This window comes from Solibacillus sp. FSL W7-1324, from assembly GCF_038008025.1.
Taxonomy (GTDB): Bacteria; Bacillota; Bacilli; order Bacillales_A; family Planococcaceae; genus Solibacillus.
Window position 1 is genome coordinate 2,059,443 of record NZ_JBBOYH010000001.1, and the last position, 18,275, is coordinate 2,077,717.

At 35.3% G+C, this 18,275-nt stretch carries 19 protein-coding genes and 1 pseudogene; 5 read left to right on the plus strand and 15 right to left on the minus strand.

What is annotated here, in order from left to right:
- Positions 1-2 precede the first annotated feature (2 nt).
- Positions 3-1,058, minus strand: a complete 1,056-nt coding sequence (locus MKY71_RS10085) for a FecCD family ABC transporter permease (RefSeq protein ID WP_340732478.1) — start codon at positions 1,056-1,058, stop codon at positions 3-5.
- Positions 1,055-2,059, minus strand: coding sequence for a FecCD family ABC transporter permease (locus MKY71_RS10090; RefSeq protein ID WP_340732479.1), 1,005 nt, complete (start codon positions 2,057-2,059; stop codon positions 1,055-1,057). Before MKY71_RS10090 ends, MKY71_RS10085 begins: the two co-directional genes overlap by 4 nt.
- A gap of 184 nt (positions 2,060-2,243) precedes the next feature.
- On the opposite strand from MKY71_RS10090, the gene MKY71_RS10095 reads away from it, so the two are divergent.
- Entirely contained in the window at positions 2,244-3,206 is a 963-nt protein-coding gene (locus MKY71_RS10095) for an ABC transporter substrate-binding protein (RefSeq protein WP_340732480.1), read from the plus strand.
- 134 nt (positions 3,207-3,340) lie between these two features.
- Here MKY71_RS10095 and blaI read toward each other — a convergent pair whose 3' ends face one another.
- Together blaI and MKY71_RS10105 are read right to left on the minus strand one after the other, a co-directional pair.
- Positions 3,341-3,721 carry a penicillinase repressor BlaI gene (blaI, locus tag MKY71_RS10100; protein ID WP_339171515.1) on the minus strand — a complete coding sequence of 127 codons (381 nt, stop codon included), beginning with the start codon at positions 3,719-3,721 and terminating at the stop codon, positions 3,341-3,343.
- Between the two features lie 31 nt (positions 3,722-3,752).
- On the minus strand, positions 3,753-5,531 hold the full coding sequence (locus MKY71_RS10105; protein ID WP_340732481.1) for a BlaR1 family beta-lactam sensor/signal transducer: 1,779 nt from the start codon (positions 5,529-5,531) through the stop codon (positions 3,753-3,755).
- Between MKY71_RS10105 and bla the strand changes: the two are divergent.
- A pseudogene (bla, locus tag MKY71_RS10110) lies at positions 5,530-6,180 on the plus strand (class A beta-lactamase); the annotation flags it as partial. The gene MKY71_RS10105 and the pseudogene bla overlap by 2 nt on opposite strands.
- Positions 6,181-6,357: 177 nt before the next feature.
- Here bla and MKY71_RS10115 read toward each other — a convergent pair.
- The 5 genes from MKY71_RS10115 to MKY71_RS10135 form a co-directional block, all read right to left on the minus strand.
- Positions 6,358-7,128: a YibE/F family protein gene (locus tag MKY71_RS10115; protein ID WP_340732482.1), complete on the minus strand. Its 771-nt coding sequence runs from the start codon at positions 7,126-7,128 to the stop codon at positions 6,358-6,360.
- A gap of 2 nt (positions 7,129-7,130) precedes the next feature.
- On the minus strand, positions 7,131-8,264 hold the full coding sequence (locus tag MKY71_RS10120) for a YibE/F family protein (RefSeq protein ID WP_340732483.1): 1,134 nt from the start codon (positions 8,262-8,264) through the stop codon (positions 7,131-7,133).
- A gap of 388 nt (positions 8,265-8,652) precedes the next feature.
- Positions 8,653-9,042: a hypothetical protein gene (locus MKY71_RS10125; protein WP_340732485.1), complete on the minus strand. Its 390-nt coding sequence runs from the start codon at positions 9,040-9,042 to the stop codon at positions 8,653-8,655.
- Positions 9,043-9,102: 60 nt separating this feature from the next.
- Positions 9,103-9,486 (minus strand): hypothetical protein, encoded by a 384-nt coding sequence (locus MKY71_RS10130; RefSeq protein ID WP_340732488.1) that lies wholly within the window; start codon positions 9,484-9,486, stop codon positions 9,103-9,105.
- Between the two features lie 386 nt (positions 9,487-9,872).
- Positions 9,873-10,046, minus strand: coding sequence for a Fe3+ hydroxamate ABC transporter substrate-binding protein (locus MKY71_RS10135; RefSeq protein WP_340732489.1), 174 nt, complete (start codon positions 10,044-10,046; stop codon positions 9,873-9,875).
- Between the two features lie 230 nt (positions 10,047-10,276).
- Here MKY71_RS10135 and MKY71_RS10140 point away from each other — a divergent pair, with 230 nt between their 5' ends.
- Positions 10,277-11,962, plus strand: a complete 1,686-nt coding sequence (locus MKY71_RS10140; protein WP_340732490.1) for a methyl-accepting chemotaxis protein — start codon at positions 10,277-10,279, stop codon at positions 11,960-11,962.
- Positions 11,963-12,145: 183 nt separating this feature from the next.
- Here MKY71_RS10140 and MKY71_RS10145 read toward each other — a convergent pair whose 3' ends face one another.
- From MKY71_RS10145 to MKY71_RS10160, 4 genes are all read right to left on the minus strand, one after another.
- On the minus strand, positions 12,146-12,619 hold the full coding sequence (locus tag MKY71_RS10145) for a hypothetical protein (RefSeq protein WP_339171539.1): 474 nt from the start codon (positions 12,617-12,619) through the stop codon (positions 12,146-12,148).
- A 213-nt stretch (positions 12,620-12,832) separates the two neighbouring features.
- The gene (locus MKY71_RS10150; protein WP_339171541.1) at positions 12,833-13,390 is read right to left on the minus strand and encodes a hypothetical protein; all 558 of its coding nucleotides are present in this window, start codon (positions 13,388-13,390) and stop codon (positions 12,833-12,835) included.
- Between the two features lie 118 nt (positions 13,391-13,508).
- The gene (locus MKY71_RS10155) at positions 13,509-14,285 is read right to left on the minus strand and encodes a polyphosphate kinase (RefSeq protein ID WP_339171543.1); all 777 of its coding nucleotides are present in this window, start codon (positions 14,283-14,285) and stop codon (positions 13,509-13,511) included.
- Positions 14,278-14,862: an RNA polymerase sigma factor gene (locus MKY71_RS10160; protein ID WP_339171546.1), complete on the minus strand. Its 585-nt coding sequence runs from the start codon at positions 14,860-14,862 to the stop codon at positions 14,278-14,280. The genes MKY71_RS10155 and MKY71_RS10160 overlap by 8 nt, the downstream gene beginning before the upstream one ends.
- A 180-nt stretch (positions 14,863-15,042) precedes the next feature.
- On the opposite strand from MKY71_RS10160, the gene MKY71_RS10165 reads away from it, so the two are divergent.
- Positions 15,043-15,885, plus strand: a complete 843-nt coding sequence (locus MKY71_RS10165) for a sialate O-acetylesterase (protein ID WP_339171548.1) — start codon at positions 15,043-15,045, stop codon at positions 15,883-15,885.
- Positions 15,882-16,415, plus strand: coding sequence for a PadR family transcriptional regulator (locus MKY71_RS10170; protein WP_340732492.1), 534 nt, complete (start codon positions 15,882-15,884; stop codon positions 16,413-16,415). Before MKY71_RS10165 ends, MKY71_RS10170 begins: the two co-directional genes overlap by 4 nt.
- A 99-nt stretch (positions 16,416-16,514) precedes the next feature.
- Here MKY71_RS10170 and MKY71_RS10175 read toward each other — a convergent pair whose 3' ends face one another.
- A complete protein-coding gene (locus MKY71_RS10175) occupies positions 16,515-17,480 on the minus strand; it encodes a quinone oxidoreductase family protein (RefSeq protein WP_340732494.1) in 966 nt (321 codons plus the stop codon).
- A gap of 146 nt (positions 17,481-17,626) precedes the next feature.
- Entirely contained in the window at positions 17,627-17,935 is a 309-nt protein-coding gene (locus tag MKY71_RS10180) for a hypothetical protein (protein ID WP_339171553.1), read from the minus strand.
- Positions 17,936-18,275: the final 340 nt, after the last annotated feature.

The following is an 18,275-nucleotide window of genomic DNA, read 5'->3' on the forward strand; positions in this document are numbered from 1 at the left end:
AATCATGAATTTCTTGTCCGATATAGTAAATAGATAAAATAAGGCGCACCGATTGCGGATGTAAAGACCCCAGCTGGGATTTCCAAAGGAGAAAATAGTGTTCGGCCAGCTAAGTCTGCCAACATCACTAAAATTCCACCTATAAGCGCTGAAACTGGCAATAAAGCACCGAAGGACGAACCAACCAACCTTCTTGCCATATGCGGTGCCATTAAACCAACAAAACCGATTCCCCCCGCAAAAGCAACCGAGACACCTATTAATGCCGTACTAACAATCATAAAAAATATACGTTGACGCTGAACATGGCTACCAACACCGGTCGCAATTTCATCTCCTAGTTCTTGAATATTCATATTCCTTGTCATGAACATAGCAATTAAAACGAGAGATACAGCCAATGGAACCAGTACACTGACATTCCCCCAAGTAGATCCATTTACAGTACCGGTAATCCAAATATTTGCCTGACTGGCACGATAGATAGGGCCCATAACCATCAATAATGTTGTTAAAGCCTGCATAAGAGCAGATATCCCAATTCCAATTAATATGAGACGAAATGGAGATACACCATTTTTCCATGCTAATATATATACGAGCCCTGCAATTACACCGGCTCCTATAAATGCAGCTAAAGGCATCCATTTAATACTTACAGTTAATGCATTGTTTTCATCACTGAAAAAGGCTAAAAATCCTACCACTGCAACTGCCGCTCCTCCTGTAATGCCGAGAATATCCGGAGAAGCCAATGGATTTCGAATCATCCCCTGTAGAATTCCACCCGCAACAGCCAACGAAATGCCTACCATAAGCGCAACAATGATGCGTGGCAAACGAAATGAAGTCACTGCCAGTTGTTCCATATCCGTCCCACCGCCAAAAAATACTTTTATTACTGTGAGCGGACTAATTTTCATATCGCCTATTCCTGTACTGATAATAAATATAATTGCGGCTATAATTGCGGTTATGGCAAAAACTTTTATTGCTCGTCTATCCAATAAAAACGAAATTTTTCCGTTAAAAAATCTAATGGTCTTATGATTACTCATTTTGCATTAAACCCCTTTCTAGCAATATAGATAAAGAATGGAGTTCCAATAATTGCCGTCATAACCCCTACCGGAACCTCTTGAGGCATGATGATATAACGGGCTAAAATATCAGATGCAAGCAACAAAATGCCACCGAGAATACCTGAAAACGGAATCAACCAACGATGGTCAATACCGACAATTGATCTTGCTACATGCGGGATAACGATTCCTATAAATCCAATGGGACCGGCAATGGCTACTGCCCCGCCGGATAATAGAATAATTACAATGGCCATCCACACTTTTAACAGACCTGTTCGAAGCCCCAAACTCTTAGCGACATCTTCTCCCATCGATAGAACATTCATTTTTGGGGAAATTAGCATAGCACCTAACCACCCAAAAATTAAATAGGGTAAAACCGATATTAATATTTCTAGCTTTCGGCCTTGAACAGAACCGGCTAACCAAAATAAAACCTGCTCCAGAGCAGATTCATCTAGAACAAGAACCCCCTGTGTAAAAGAAGAAAACATGGCTGCCGTAGCTGCACCTGCTAACGTTAACTTAATCAGTGTCAGCCCTTCTCTTCCAATCGAACCGATAACATATACTCCAATTGCAGCAATGGCCGCCCCCAAAAATGCTACCCATGCAATCGCTTGTAAATTTCCCATCGAAAATACGGTTATTCCAATAACAACTGCAAAACCGGCACCGGCATTTACCCCAAATATATCCGGAGATGCAAGTGGGTTTTTCGTTAATGTCTGCATTAAGACACCGGCTATAGCCAGACTGATGCCGACTGTTGCAGCAATTAACGCCCTTGGTAGTCTGAGCGTTGTAATGACTAGATGTTCGTTTGAACCATTATTATGTTGAAAAGCATCCAAGGCGATCTTCCAAGTTGTATCTGTATAACCATATACGATACTTCCACACATTAATAATAAGAATAATAAGATAGCAAAAAGGAGCCCCGCTACCCTCCACCCATTTGATTTTAATAGCATATTTATTACCTTTCGAAGTAAATCTTAAAGTTTTATATTTCTGAAATCAGTTTATTGTAAGGACTACTACTCTGTCAATGATTTTGATAATCATTTTCAATTAATCGTTGACACCCTCTTTAGGAGCACTTAAGATATTCACATGAATGATAATTATTATCATTACATTGAAGGAGGAATACATATGAAATCGAAATCTATTCTATCGATTCTTTCTATCATGTTTATTTTGATCTTAACGGCATGTGGTGGAAGTAATGACAACGGATCCGAAGAGAATGCAAGTGATTCAAAGAAAGAAGATACAAGCTATACGGTTGAACATGCAATGGGTACAACAACAATAGCGAAAACTCCCGAAAGAGTAGTTATTTTAACAAATGAAGGTACGGAAGCCCTTCTTGAGCTGGGAGTAACACCTGTAGGCGCTGTTCAATCATGGACAGGTGATCCTTGGTATGATCATATTGCAGATGAGATGATAGATACTAAAGTGGTTGGTTTGGAAAGTGAAGTAAACGTCGAGGCAATCGCTGCATTGCAACCTGACTTAATTATCGGCAATAAAATGCGTCAGGAAGAAATATACGAACAACTAAGCGCAATCGCTCCAACTGTATTTGCTGATGATTTACGCGGGAACTGGAAAAACAATTTCGAACTTTACTCAAAAGCTGTGAATAAAGAAGAGAAAGGTAAAGAAGTAATCGAGACTTACGATTCCAGAATTGCTGACTTAAAAGAACAGCTTGGCGATAAATTAACTATGAAAGTCTCAATGGTCCGCTTTATGGCCGGAGATGTGCGTATTTATCAAAAGGATTCTTTTTCCGGCGTTATTTTAGATCAACTTGGATTTGCAAGACCTGAGAGTCAGGATGTTGATGAATTTGCAATTAAAGGGGCCACAAAGGAACAAATGCCATTAATGGACGGCGATATTCTGTTTTACTTTACTTACGAAACTGGGGACGGAGCTGCTTCTGATCTAGAAAATGAATGGTTAGAGGATCCTCTATTTAATAACCTGAAAGTTGCGCAAAAAGGAGAAGTATACAAGGTTGATGAGGTTATTTGGAATACAGCTGGTGGTGTAAAAGCTGCTAACTTTATGCTCGATGATATTGAAAAGACCTTTCTAAAATAGGAGTGTACTCTACTTACATGTCAAAAAAACATCGATTCTGTCCTTAAGAGTCGATGTTTTTTAGCTTTCCAATCGGGTCGAAAATATGATAGCTTGGGTCTTTTTCATAAAGTCCCATTGCATTTTAATTTAGTTTATTTTTTGGGCTTCGGATCCAATATTGAGCGCAATTCCTTAATATCCTCATCAGATAAGGAATCTTCCTGGATAAACTGGACTAGCATCGATTTTAAAGTACCACCATAAATTCGCTTCACAAATGATTCCGCTTCTGCATGTTGGCATTCATCCTGCGTATAAAGCGGGTAAAAAGTATAAATCCGCTGCTCTTTATTCACACCCACCGCATTCTTTTTGACAAGGCGATCCAAAAGGCTACGTATTGTTTTAGGTTTCCAATCCGTGCGTTCTTGCAGATTGGAAATTATCTCATTGGCAGTAAGAGGTGCCTCTTTCCAGAGTACCGTCATAATCTCCCATTCGGATTCCGAGATATTAGGAATTTTTTTTGACACACCGTTCCATCTCCTTTTTATCGAGCTTCACTTAATATATCCCCTTCTCTTTCAAAATGGATAAAGTGATTTCTGCCGCCCTTTTTCCGGAGGCATTTTCTTCATTCTGTATATTGGTTGCAAAGTAATACGTATTTTCCGCACTCTCTACATACCCGATGAACCAACCATTTATTTCATTGCCATTAACGGTCCCTGTACCTGTTTTTCCATATAGGCCCCTACTATTGTTTTGTTCAAGTTTCATTGCTTCTTTCACGGTTTGGATATTTTCTTCCTTGAATCCTAACTGATTGGTAAATAAGCTTATTAATAATTGAACCTGTTCCACCGGAGAAATTTTCAAGGATGACTCGAGCCAAAATTGATCGATTCCTCCAGACATATCGGAATTACCATATTTGAGTTGCTTCAAATAGGATTGAATCGTTTCTGCCTCATTTCTTTTATCAATGTCCTGAAAATACCAAGTTACTGAATATTGCATCGCCATTGATAAATTTTGATTCGAATTCCAAGAATCGAACGGATATTGGGTACCATTCCATTTGATTAGTGAATTATGAGCTGATATCACTTGGGATTCTAATCCAAACAATGCACTATATACTTTGTAGGTAGAGTTCGGGGATACTCTTAAAGTGCTTTTTTCTTCATTATAAATGTGATATTGATCCGCTTGGCTATCATATAACACAAAGCTACCTTCAAAGTTGGCAAACTCCTCACTTAAGTCCATATAAAGCACGTTTTCATTTTTAAAATTATAATGAGTAGAATCATTTGCCATGGCAGAAATGATTGGAATCTGACCAGCAACCAGTACCCCTAAAACAGTGAAAATTACTGTACTTTTCAGTTTTAAAAGCATAGTTTCTGTTTTAAAGGATGCTATATGTTCTATCCGACTTTTGATTTGGCTTTTGGGGCCGTTAAATTGATTGGCTAAGTTAAAATTTCCATGTCGTGAAACTTTATCAATAAAATGAATGATTGTTAGCCCGTATGCCCTGTGATTTTCTTCATCCAGCGATTTTAAAACTGCATGGTCAAAGGCTATTTCACGATCTAATCTAATCTTCCGAAATGCAAGCCAAACGAACGGATTAAACCAATAAATGATCTGAAAAATAACCATTAGGTAATTTACAGCGGTATCTTTTGATTTATAGTGGTGTAGCTCATGCAGAAAAATATATTTGATTTCATCCAAAGTAAGCCATTCATCGAAGTTAGCCGGCAACACGACATAATTTTTAAAGAAGCCAAATGTCATCGGCGATTTAACATGCCGCGACTCTCCCACAACAACATGGCCAGATATGTTCAATTTCTTTTTACACGCTTCAAATAATAACTGCACTTCTTTATTTTCCAAGCGAAAAGTCGTTCTTTTTATTCTCTTTACCTCAAAAAATGCTTTTAGTGCCAGAGTCATCATAAATAGCATCCCTGAAAACCATATACAGGCCGTAATGAGGTTTAAATTTTCTATATTGGAACGATTGACGGATATCGAATAGTCCTGCATCCAATTCGAATTTTGAACTTCTATTTCCTCCTCAAACGAAGAGCTTGGTTCATTGCTTTGATATGCATCCATTGGAAAACCAAAAGATTCAAAAGGCAAGTATTGTACTGGAGTGAAAGGCAGAACCAGCGCGATGAACAGTAAAAACCATAAATGATATTGGCCTTTTGCAGATAACTGTTTCTGGAATATTCTACGTGCCAACATAATTCCTACAACGGTAAACGAAGACACCATAAAACAGATGATAAAGTATGTAAAAAACGCGATATTCTCCATTGCTGCAGGTGCAATTCTTGCCAAAAACGAGATAAAAGATCTTGACCGAATCATTTCGTACAATAAGGAAGACTTAGTTACATATTCACCTGTTACAAAAAATCACGTAGATACAGGAATGTCATTAAGTGATATTTCAGAAGCTGCCATCCGTTACAGTGACAATACGGCAGGTAACCTACTGTTCAATGAGCTTGAAGGTCCTGCAGGATTTGAATCGATCCTTAGGGAAATCGGCGATACGGAGACGGAATCTGAGCGATTCGAGCCTGATTTAAACTTTATTACGCCGGGAGAGTCTCGCGACACAAGTACACCAAAAGCACTTGCCCAAAGTCTAAAGGCATTCACACTTGATGACGTGCTTTCTTCAGAAAAACAGTCACTCCTGAACGATTGGCTTATCGGAAATGCTACGGGAGACAAATTAATCCGCGCTGGTGTCCCTGAAGGTTGGATTGTGGGGGATAAAAGTGGAGCTGGTGCTTACGGAACAAGAAATGACATTGCCATAGTATGGCCGCCAGACCGCAAACCAATTGTAATCGCCATACTATCTGACCGTGAGACAGCTGACGCCACTTATGATGATGCGCTTATTGCTGAAGCTGCAAAAATCGTTATCGACACGCTAAAAGTAACCGATTAACTCTTATGGTAACTAAAGCTTTTATAGTTTATCTACTACCTAGCTGCTGTTTACTGTTACGTTGAGAATATACTAAAAACCCAGCTATTATCTTATTACAGATAAGCTGGGTTTTAATTATTGATCGGCAGCTAATATAATTGATGTTATTCCATGAGATAAATGGGATGATTTAAATTAAGATATTATATCTGTCTTTTTACGTGTTAAAAAATATGCTGTAATCCAAGCAGTAACTGGTATAACAAGGGTCACACCAATAGCTGCACAACAAATGGTAATCAATTCACTGCTAAATACTTTAGAATTGAAGATTTCCCCAAAAGAATAAGATAAATCTTTAAACCATATGAGTAAAGCTAAGTAACCTCCAAAAAAGGCAAAAAATAATGTATTGGTACTTGTTCCTAAAATATCACGACCGATGCTTAATCCAAAATAAAAGAGTTCTTTTCGTTCAATACGCGGATGATGAATATGCATTTCACGCATTGGAGAAGCAATGGCAATGGCTGCGTCTGTAATCGCACCAATCGTACTCATGATAATAACGGATACAGCAATTTTCACAAAATCAAGACCGATATAAAATGAGAACATCCCCATTTCTTCGGTTTCTTCCTCACCAAACCCTTGTATCATCGCACTATTCGTGATGAAACTAATAAAGATAACCAATACAATTGTTGTGACGATTGTTGCGTAAAAAGCGGTTTTTGTTGTCCAGTTCACTTCATTAATGTAAAAAAGATTAATACAACTAATAAATACACAGGCGATGAGTGTAAGGATAACTGGATTGAGTGTAGGATCATTCATGAAAAATAGCAACACAACGATTACACCAAAATTTAAAAATAGCGCAATAAACGAACGAATCCCCTTTTTCCCGCCGATGATTGCCATTAACATGAATAATATTCCCGATAGTAATACTAATACATTCATGATTATGCCTTCTTTCTATTTATAAAAAACATTGTTGTGTATAATCCAACCGGAATCGTCAATACAATACCAATCCCGCCAGATAACGCACGTACAAGTTCTAAGGATAGATTGATGGACATTGTATATCCAAACGGTGACGCATTTTTAAAATATAGTAGAAGGATTGGAATCGATCCACTGACATATGCGAAAAATAATATATTGGTCATTGTCCCCATTATATCTTTACCAATTTCTAAACCTGATTTAGTAAGCGCCTTAATAGAAATAGTCGGATCTTTTTCATACAATCCGAAAAGAGAAGAAGACATCGTTATGGCAACGTCCATTACCGCTCCTAAAGAGCCGATAAATAACCCAGCTAAAAAGACGGTTTTATAAGGTCGTGTAATAAATTGTAATTCTTCATAATGCAGTCCTTTTTCACTTGTAATAACTAAACATAGGTATGTAATGGCAAGTGATAAAAATGTGCCTACTAAAGTGGCAATAATTGCTGCAAATGTCTTTTCATTTCTACCATTTACAAGCAATAATGAAAAAACTGTAAAGATGATAATGCTCAGTGCACATATCCATAATAAGCTTTGGTTGGCATATTTTATATTAATATCAAGTGCAAACCATAATAATGTTGCATTGAAAGCCAAGCTAATTACAGATAACAGACCTTGTCTTTTACCAACTATAAGTAAAATAAAAATAAAAACCCATAAAACGACGACGAGGTATTTGTCCCGTTTTACACCTGTAATTGAACCAGTCAGTATTTCATTTTCTCTAGTCACAGAGTTAATCGATACAAACACTTCACTACCTACATTAAATTTCTGATCAAATCCTTGCGACATGGAATAGTCATTTATAAGATTAATTCTCGATCCTTTTTCCTCACCATTTTTCACTTCAGCAACCAATTTCTGTTGGTATAACACATCTTTATTATGATTTGGATCTTCCACTTCCGTTGAACTAATATCTGTTATTTCTATCAGTTCAGCAATTGAGCTTTTATAGAAAGCATGGTTTTGATTAACCCAAATCAGGGATGCTATAAATAAGCAGACAAGGATACTAAAGAATAATCGCTGCCGTTTTGTTGTTTTTTGATAAAGTAATTGCAAAGTCTGCATACGTTTCCCCCTCTTAATAAAATGATATTATATTATTCAATTTGAAATAAAGCAAAATGGTGTTTATTCACAAAAAACAATTTAAAAGAAAATAGCCAATGCCAAAAAGGGCCATTCCTTTGATTTCAGGAAAGCGCCCAATCGGTAATTCCTTGTTCAGCTAAACGATTTTTTTTAATAAAGAGACCTCTGTCAATTGGAAAAAGGGAAGTTCAAGCTATGTCTTTGTAATTGAAGTTAAGTAAGTTTTTCTATTAATTGTTCTATTGATAGAGGATTTATAATTTTACAAAAATAGTTTTAATGACGTTCTTAAATCAAAGTTGTTGAGTACAAAAAAAGAGCCAGGTGTTGATTTAACAGCATTTGTCTCTTGTCAGAGTTATTACTAATGAATAATTTCAATTAATCTTTCAACTAAATTACCAGAAATTTTATAAACTGTACGAGTATCCTCTTCATCCATTATTGTGGCTGCCTCTTTATTATGTATCCAGAGATAATATGTTTTTTCTCCGATTTCAACTTGATAATGTGGGTCAAATACATCAACAATACCGGCAACCTTCTCTGCACCCTTAATTATTTCTTCAATACTATTGATTTCTTCTGAATCTGTTATTACATTTAACGACTCCTCTATAATCTCCGAAAATCCTTTCATTTTATAAATATTAATACTTTCTACACTGTCAGTATTATCAGCCTTCTCTTCATTGATATGTTGGCAACCAAATAATAAAAGTGTTAAAGACAAAATCAAAATACATTTCCCCACTAAAATCACCCTTAACTAAAATTAGTTTATCCTTGAAAGGTGTGAAATTTTATTCTCATTTCACTTATTATTTTTAAAGAAAAATTTAATACAGCAATTGTCATTTTCATTTATAAATTTGATATTTTCAATCGTTATTTGCTGTGGATTGACCCGATATATATTTTTAGAAGGTACTTTTTCATTGTGCCATATTGACCAAAATTCCACTCGGTTTTGTTCTTCAACATTTTCCTTAATATAGTCAACAAGTTGGTTTAAAAACATTTCACTATTATTCCCTCTTACTTTGTAAATATTAGGCTTTTGAATTTGACCTCCTGCCGCGATAGGAGGGTTTTGTCTATAAGGAAGAACTTCAAACTGTTCTCCGAAATGGTTTTCATCTAAAGCTGTAACAACTGGTAAAGGGTTTTTTGAAGCAAAATAACGGTAAAGGCTCATTATATTCCTCTTTTCTATGTATTTCTCATTTTTCTCATTCAATTATATACTAAATAATGGAAATATCGGGCTATTCCAAAAAATGCTTGCCTTTGGGTGGAATATCTATACCTATTTCTTCTGAGTTATGGTTTACTAAAGCATTCAAACCTTAATTTTTTATCCTCTAGCTTAGTTAAAATTTGAATGGTAGCTCCTTATCAAATCATATTTCAACGCTGTAATTTAACAGGTTCTAATTAAAATAACCACCTGAGATGTTGACTAATCAACATTCCAGGTGGTTCCTCATTTACTTATGAATCGGTTCAAATACTATTAATGGCCCTATAATTGGAGAAAGCACATTATTTATTCAAGGAAAGCGCGCCATAATTCTTTAACCATTAATTAGTCTTATTATTATAGCAATCCTCACAAATTATTCTTCCTTCATTTTGTATATAGGCTTTAATTTCAGTCATACCTTTTCGTTCTGGATAACGCATTTTCACAAAAACTACATCGTTTCCCTTAATTTCTTTATCGCATTTAATACATTTAGGCATAATTTTAAACAATGTATATATCCACCCCTCAATCAAGTTAATCTTTATTACGTTTAACTCTAAAGAAAAGTTTCGTTGTTCTTTAAACAAAGTAATAATTCAAGTTTACCTTCAGAATTTCCAATATTAAAACATTAATTTTGAATATATTAACAATAGAAATTTATGCCAAGCTGCTATATAATTGTTAAATGTCATAAGAACTTAGACCTACATTTAGTGAAAATAAGGAGAAGAAAACAATGAGTTTTAAACTAGGTACCAAAATAAATTTGCTATTTATTAGTGTTATATTATTATTTTCACTGATTATTGGTTTAGTAGTTACCAATCAAGTACGTTCAGGTGTAAAAGATTTTGCGCTAGAAAAAGCAAAAAGCGATTTAGATTTAGCCTATCGCTATATTAATGAAAGATATCCGGGTGACTGGAATCTGAAGAACAACCAGCTGTATAAAGGGGATGTTCTGATAGATGAAAATTATGAGATCGTAGATGATATTGGGGCAGATACGGATGGTACTGTCACGATTTTTAAAGGCGACACACGTGTTACTACGAATGTAAAAACTGACGGGGAGCGTGCAATTGGGACAAAAATTTCCGATGAAGTAGCGACTGCAGTTTTAAAGAATAAGGAAAAGTTCTTCGGTGAAGCCGATGTTGCGGGGAATAAATATCAAGCAGCCTATGAACCATTAATAAACAGCAACGGGGAAGTAATTGGAATATTTTATATAGGAGCCTCGCAGTCAATGATTACCTCCATTGTTTCTCAGATCATAAAGAGCTTTGTTATTGTCGTTTTAATTATGATTGTCTTAGCAACCGTAACAAGTCTTTACTTTTCAAAAGGCATTAAAAAGCGTTTAAGCGACGTTTCGGCTGTTCTGACAAGCGCCGGTATAGGGGATTTTTCACAACGACTTACGGCATCTAAAAGTGACGAAATTACAGATGTAGCGAACAACTATAATAAGATGGCCGATAACTTGAAGATATTGCTCCAGGAAGTTTCCAATCATTCCGATATAGTCGAGCGTTCTTCGGAAAATGTGTTAGAAAATGCGAAAGAAAATGTTGGTTCAACGGAACATATCGTTAAATCGGTGACGAACATCACGGATAGCCTTTCGGATCAACAGGAAATGATTGAACAAAGTGTAGTCGCAATTAGTGAAATGACGATTGGCATAGCGAACATTTCAGAAAACACAGCGGATATTGCTGAATCATCGGAACAATCAATGACTCAGGCAAAACAAGGCTTCTCAAACGTTGAAAAAGCGGTTCATCAAATTACAACGATTTATGAAGCCAATACGAAAACAAATGATGTTATTAAGGAATTAGAAAAACGCTCATTAGAAATAGGCAATATAACAAAAGCTATAACTGATATATCAAGCCAAACCAACTTATTGTCATTAAACGCTGCGATTGAAGCGGCAAGAGCTGGTGAACATGGGAAAGGATTTGCTGTCGTAGCCGATGAAGTACGTAAGTTATCTGAGCAATCCAATGCATCAGCTAAAATGATTTCAGACATTGTAAGCGCAATACAAAAGGACACTGTGAGGGTTTCCGAATTTATGAGCCATACACATAAAGAAATTGAGAGTGGCATTGTTTATGTGAGTCAAGCTGGCGAAACATTTGAAAACATCGTCAGTGAATTTGAAAAATCTAATGCACAAATACAAGAGCTATCAGCCATTTCAGAACAGATGGCTGCAAGTATGGAAGAAATTAATGCCTCTATTGAATCGGTTGCCGAACTATCACGCGGCACTTCGGAACATGCGGTAACCATTTCAGGTGAAACTGAGGAACAATTAGCATTAGTAGCTCAAATAACTGACGCTACAGAAGGACTTACGACAACTGCAAGTGAATTGCGCGGTTTAGTTCACCAATTTAAAATATAAATTGAAAAGGCGTAGCTCGAATGAGGTTTTTCATTCGGCCGCGCCTTTTGTAATGGTTCTACTTCACTCATGTTCTTTTTACACTATTTTTTAGCCCTTTAATACAAAAAGCTTTCCTTTATTCAAGGAAAGCGCCCAGATTTTTGAGTATCATTCATTTTCTTTTTTTAGTCTAATAATTCATTACTTCTTATGAACCTTCACATATACACTTCCAAATAGTCTATCACCAATATAAGCATCTAATTTCCACATTCCACTCTTAGGTAAACTCATATTAGATGGCATATGACGATCTGCCCCGTTATTTGCACCACTTATTCCCCCACCAGTGACATAGATTTCTTCATTATCATTTTCATGTGTGGCAGTAATTTTCACCTCTCCTTCAAGCTCCTGTTCTTCACCCCAAAAATGCCACATGTATTTATTGACTTTATTAGGATAAAATCTAAGATCTTCGCTATCATCATAGATAAAACCTAATCGTCCTTCTTCACCAATCATTGTATAGTCGCCCGATTCAAATAATGGACTTTCATTCCAATTGTGTTGAATTTTATTTTCTTTTTTCTCAATTGAGTTTTCATCATTACAGCCCACAATTACTAACGATAAAAATACTGCAATTATTAAAACTAATCTTTTTTTCAACATAAATACACCCCCTGCAAACTTTTATTTATTCTTGAAAAAAATACTTACTCTTTCTTATTTTAAATTTTTGTTGCTCCATAATCTGGCCTATAACGGAAAAACACGATCTTCTATAAGGGAATAACAAATTACATATTGAAAAACCCCGCTAGATTTATTAAGACTATTTTCAAATTCTTCCAAAAAATTGTGGTAGAAGAAAATATCAAAAATTTACTTTTTAATTGGTTTAAGTGTAGAATAGATTAACTTACCAGATTCAGAAGGTCCTCTAATATTTACAGGCAATACTAACTCCCCATTAGTTTTAATGTAAAAAAATTGAGTTTTTCCCGAATTAATTATTAATGCATCTTCAAAGTGGTTTTTTTGAGTTTCGACTTCTATTTTCTTAATATCAGGATTGATAATTTGACCGAAGTAGTGTGATATTTCCCCTCTTGAACCTGCACTCCAATTTAATTGATCACTCTGCGATATATGATAATCAATCGTAGATATTGTAGTTTTGCTGCCATCTTCATTTATTATGTCCCAATACCCTAACCAGTTTTGCTCTAACCGGGCAATCGTAATCGAATGATTGTCTCTATAAATGGTTAACCATTCCTCACCAATTTTCCTCACTAAATAGACTTCTTCTGTTCCTTGAGACCAATTTTTGGTGATTTTAAATACATCTTCTTTATCAGGCAGTTGTTTGTGATTATAAAATAGAAACGCAGTTAAAAATATTGTTATTAAAACTATCCCAGTAAAAATCTTTCTCATTAATTTCCCCTTCTGATTTCAAGTTTACTGTTGCTTTAATTCTTTACCGTAATATGCTTTATCCCTCCTTGAATTAAAGCACTCGAGTAAGTGCTAATTAGGAACCAGTTTGACATTGCTACTCCTCTGGATCGGCAAGTAATCGTATTCCATTACTACCTGTAATTCCATCTTTAAAGGGGTTAGTATTATAATGTTCATCTAATTCATGTAACACTTCATGCAGCTCTTCTAATGTAGGTTCCCAGTTGCTCACACCCTGTTTAAGCGCTAGTTTAGCTAGTTGCGCCGCTTTTTTAAATTCCTCATTTTTTTCTTTATCTTCTCCATGTTCTATGTTTTCTAACAAGTAAATAATACTTTCTAAATATTGCACATATATAGATGGTTCTAATTCATTTGGACTCATATAGATAGCATTATCTGTAATTACTGCTGCCTTAAGGTGCGCCGCATATAAATTGTAATTAGAGTCTGAAAAATCATAATAAGTATAGGTTTCCGTTTTGTAATCGTATTTATAAAACCTCTCAGGGTCCCAAAAAGTAAACTTCCTCCCAACTTCCAACACTTTTTTCTCATTCTCCTGTTCCTTATCATTGTCTGAGACAGCAAGTGAGCCTTCATTATTTTGATTTTTACCAAGATGATTTTCAGTTTGATTAGTATCTCCGGCAATTTCATTAGTTCCTTCATGATTATTAACATAAATAAAACCAAAAAATAAAACTCCTACAGTAAGTACGACCGTTAGTATATTTTGAAAATAATGCGGCTTTGTAATTCTATTTTGTTCTACTTTATGAATCTCATTCATTATCATTCTTTTATTATCTTCTGTAAATGAGGTCTTAATTTTCTCTTCAAAATTTAGTTCTTTAAGATGTTTATCCAAGAATAATCCCTCCTTTATTAATCATCTCTCGTAATTTCTTTCTTGCCCTTACTAAACGTGATTGTAGTGTACTTTCCTTTTCTTTCAAAACAAAGCTGATCTCTTTAATGGACAACTCTTTATAATAATAAAGAATTATGACTTCTCTATATTTAACAGGGAGTTCCATGATTTTTTCGAAAAGACCTTCATTTACACTGCCTCGAATATACTCTTCTGCTAGATCACTACTTTGGTTTTTCTTGATATCTTGCTGAGTTAGTCGTTGAAATAAATTTTGCGGACGTAAACGGTGCTTTCTTATGTGGTCTTTACACTTATTTGCGGCAATTGAGTAGATCCAGCTTTTAAGAGAGGCATCCCCCTTAAAAGAATCTATCTTCAAATATACAGTCACAAACACTTCTTGTGTAACATCATCGGTATCTGCTTCATTTCTCAAATATGTATAAATGAATTTTTTGATTTCATCCCCATAAGTATCCATAATGTCTTCAATGGCTTCAATTGGTTTTGATTTTATTGTATCTAGTGAATAAGTATCGAATTTATTAGAATAAACCTCCTTATTAACCATTTTTAACACCTCCATTTTGGTTCTATATATAAGACGTCATTAATGAAATTTATATTGCATTTTTTTACTAAAATAGTTCAATTTGTTAAAAATAAATTAGGTTTAAATCGCTTTTGAGCTTTAGCTATAAAGAATTGACGACAGTCTAATTAGACTATTGAGTAAAGGAATGAATATAAAATGATAAAATCTTTTTTGATGTTAGGACAATCCAATATGGCAGGTCGTGGCTTTTTGCATGAAGTCGACCCAATCTATAATGAAAAAATAAAAATGCTTCGTAACGGACAGTGGCAAATGATGACAGAGCCTATTAATTATGACCGCCCTGTTGCTGGGGTAAGTTTAGCAGCTTCATTTGCAGAGGCATGGTCAAAAGCCAACCCGGATGAAGAAATTGGTTTAATACCCTGTGCAGAAGGTGGCAGTTCCTTAAATGACTGGCATCCTCAAGGTACTCTTTTTCAACATGCTTTATCTGAAGCTCGTTTCGCACTAGAGTCTAGCGAAATTTGCGGTATACTTTGGCACCAAGGTGAAAGTGATAGCAATAATTCTCTTCATGAAACCTATTATGAAAAATTATCTTTAATTATTGACTCTTTGAGAAAAGAATTAGCACTTGAAGATGTTCCGTTAATCATCGGAGGTCTTGGTGAATTTTTAGGAAAAACCGGATTCGGAAAATATTCTACAGAGTATCAAGAAATTAATGATCAATTACGTAGATTTGCAGATGAACAGCAAAATTGTTATTTCGTAACAGCAGAAGGGCTAACGGCCAATCCGGATGGTATTCATTTGAACGCTGTTTCCCAACGAAAATTCGGTTATCGTTACTACGAAGCATTTTCGAAAAAGGGTCATATTTTAGAGCCTCTTGCTGAAGAGGAACAATCCCTACAAATCACTAATAACTATTCGAAAACGGAACAAATTTATATTCAAAGTATGAATTTGGCTCTTGGTAAAATCACATACAAAGAATTTGAAGAAAATATGGCAAAGGTGATGCAACTTTGATTCCCTTACTTATCCTTGGCTTACTTATGCAAAATCCTGGTGCTCATGGCTACGAGCTTTTAACTTTAATGGAAAAGCGGCATTATAAATATATCGTGAACTTCACTAAAGGATCATTTTATTACAATTTGCAACAACTTGAAGAGAAAGGTTTCATAGAACAAACACATCAGACTCATTCTAAAAATGGACGCGAAATTCATCCCTATGAAATCACCTCTTTAGGGATTGAAGAATTCGAAAAGTTAATGACCAAATATGGGACTAAATCCGAGTATGTAAACTTACAATTCTACGGGGCATTATTGTTTGCAGATGAATTTGATACGAATAAATTATTAGAATTAATCCAATCCCAAATTGATCAAACGGAAGCTAGAATCGCTCTTCTTGATGAATACTTAGCCAACACCAATGAATCTCCTGGTAAAATTGATTATTTTCGCCGCATGAATGAAAATTCTCGTTCTCACCATCTAGTGAACTTGAAATGGTTTAAAGATTTGAAGGCAGACATAGAAGAAGTATAGATTAAAGCTATAATCCTCTTCCGCTCACTTGTAAATGAAATAAAGGGCGTATCCTTTTTAAAGGAACGCGCCCTACTTGATTCAGTTAACTTTTCTCCACTAGACTTTCAGTAAAACTTTCCCTTCATAATTCCGGCTCTCAATTAATTCATGAGCTGCAGCAGCATCCTCTAAATTAAAAATTTGTGCAATTGGAAGTGAAATCTGTTGTGAATTAAATAGTTCAATTACTTTTTCAGCAACAGGCGCTAATCGTAATGGATCATGTTCCCTTGTTGTACCTAGGCTAAATCCTTTTATGTTTCGACAGCTACTATGAACATCACTTGTTTTAAAGTGACCAGCTTCCCCACTGCTATTTCCAAATTGAACAAGCGTCCCATATAAAGCTAAGCAATCTAAGCTTCTACTTGTTACAGAACCTGCAACAGAATCGAATATAATGTTTGCACCTCGACCCTTTGTAACTGTTAAGACTTCTTCGGTAAATGTTTCGTAAGTGCAAACTACGTCAGCCCCTAGTTCTTTCACATAATTAGCTTTTTCAAGATTACCGACTGTTCCAATGACTTGTTGAATGCCTGCAATTTTCGCTAATTGAACAAGCATTGAACCTACACCGCCAGCAGCACTATGTATAACAATAGTATCAGATTTTTTTACTAGCCCTATCTCATGTAATAGTAGGTACGACAAGATGGCTACTGTAGGCATTGCAGCTGCCTGTTCAAATGAAAGTGTGTCAGGAATTTTAAAAACTAGCTTTTCATTTGCACGTACATATTCTGCATAGGAGCCATCTTTAGGAAATGCAATGACACGATCGCCAATTGAAAAACTCGAAGTAGGAGCGGTTTCTACAATTATCCCGGCACAATCTAACCCTAATATTAAAGGAAAATTCCCTTTTCCTTTATTCCCAATCCGTTTTTTAATGTCTGCATAATTCACACTTGTATAAGCGACCTTAATTAAACATTCCTCATCTCCAATTTCCGGTATTTGAACATCCTTGTATGAAAGGACATTTGCATCCCCAAATTCACTTTGAATTATAGCTTTCATTTTCTCCCCCTCTTTCAATTCTCAAGTAGTCTACTAGTTCATTTTTGACCTTGTATTAACTATCGTAAAATAAAAAGGGAAATATTAACATAATACTTTAGGTTGATTATTTAATGGATGGACATACTTAACCAACAGCTCCAACATTATTGATTTTCTATATGTTCGATTTGTTCTAATATCCAGGATTTATCTCCTTCTTTTGAATATAAAGAAAAATATTCTTTATTTTCCTCAATTAAGTTCCATACCATTTCTTCTTGAACTACAATCTTAAATGCTTCTTCTTTAGTTTGATTATTCGGATCGTATGCTTTAATCCAATACTCTTTAAAGTCACTTGAATGCCCCTTTTCAATAACTATCAATATCGAGGCCGTTGATTTAAAAGGTCCTCCACAAGAGGCGAGAACCAATAAAACGACTATAATCAATAAAATTGAAACTTTTTTCATCGTACTCCCCCTAATCTTTAAATCTCTCATTTTAATTTCAATATTCCTACCCGTCACTTTTTAACAATATCTTCTAAATTGTAACCTAGAAAAATCAGGCTGAGTTCAATTATTTTGCCCTTTAAAGGAAAAGGAAAAAAGACCCTCTCCTAATACAAGGAACGCGCCCTAAAATTGCATACTGGAATAACCTCATTTAGTGATCGGACATCTCAATTCTCTGTCGTATGAAGGAATTTTATTGAAATAATTTTTTCTTTTATTTCAACCTTATTCTACCAGGATACAATACTAGCCTATTTATAAGGTCCATTCGTGATAAAATTAAACAAATAATTAG

Excerpts from the sequence above, each read along its gene's own strand:
- MKY71_RS10085 (WP_340732478.1), bottom strand. The coding sequence starts at position 1,058 with ATGAGTAATCATAAGACCATTAGATTTTTTAACGGAAAAATTTCGTTT.
- MKY71_RS10090 (WP_340732479.1), bottom strand. The coding sequence starts at position 2,059 with ATGCTATTAAAATCAAATGGGTGGAGGGTAGCGGGGCTCCTTTTTGCT.
- MKY71_RS10095 (WP_340732480.1), top strand. The coding sequence starts at position 2,244 with ATGAAATCGAAATCTATTCTATCGATTCTTTCTATCATGTTTATTTTG.
- MKY71_RS10105 (WP_340732481.1), bottom strand. The coding sequence starts at position 5,531 with ATGGAGAATATCGCGTTTTTTACATACTTTATCATCTGTTTTATGGTG.
- MKY71_RS10115 (WP_340732482.1), bottom strand. The coding sequence starts at position 7,128 with ATGAATGTATTAGTATTACTATCGGGAATATTATTCATGTTAATGGCA.
- MKY71_RS10120 (WP_340732483.1), bottom strand. The coding sequence starts at position 8,264 with ATGCAGACTTTGCAATTACTTTATCAAAAAACAACAAAACGGCAGCGA.
- MKY71_RS10130 (WP_340732488.1), bottom strand. The coding sequence starts at position 9,486 with ATGAGCCTTTACCGTTATTTTGCTTCAAAAAACCCTTTACCAGTTGTT.
- MKY71_RS10140 (WP_340732490.1), top strand. The coding sequence starts at position 10,277 with ATGAGTTTTAAACTAGGTACCAAAATAAATTTGCTATTTATTAGTGTT.
- MKY71_RS10145 (WP_339171539.1), bottom strand. The coding sequence starts at position 12,619 with ATGTTGAAAAAAAGATTAGTTTTAATAATTGCAGTATTTTTATCGTTA.
- MKY71_RS10150 (WP_339171541.1), bottom strand. The coding sequence starts at position 13,390 with ATGAGAAAGATTTTTACTGGGATAGTTTTAATAACAATATTTTTAACT.
- MKY71_RS10160 (WP_339171546.1), bottom strand. The coding sequence starts at position 14,862 with ATGGTTAATAAGGAGGTTTATTCTAATAAATTCGATACTTATTCACTA.
- MKY71_RS10165 (WP_339171548.1), top strand. The coding sequence starts at position 15,043 with ATGATAAAATCTTTTTTGATGTTAGGACAATCCAATATGGCAGGTCGT.
- MKY71_RS10175 (WP_340732494.1), bottom strand. The coding sequence starts at position 17,480 with ATGAAAGCTATAATTCAAAGTGAATTTGGGGATGCAAATGTCCTTTCA.
- MKY71_RS10180 (WP_339171553.1), bottom strand. The coding sequence starts at position 17,935 with ATGAAAAAAGTTTCAATTTTATTGATTATAGTCGTTTTATTGGTTCTC.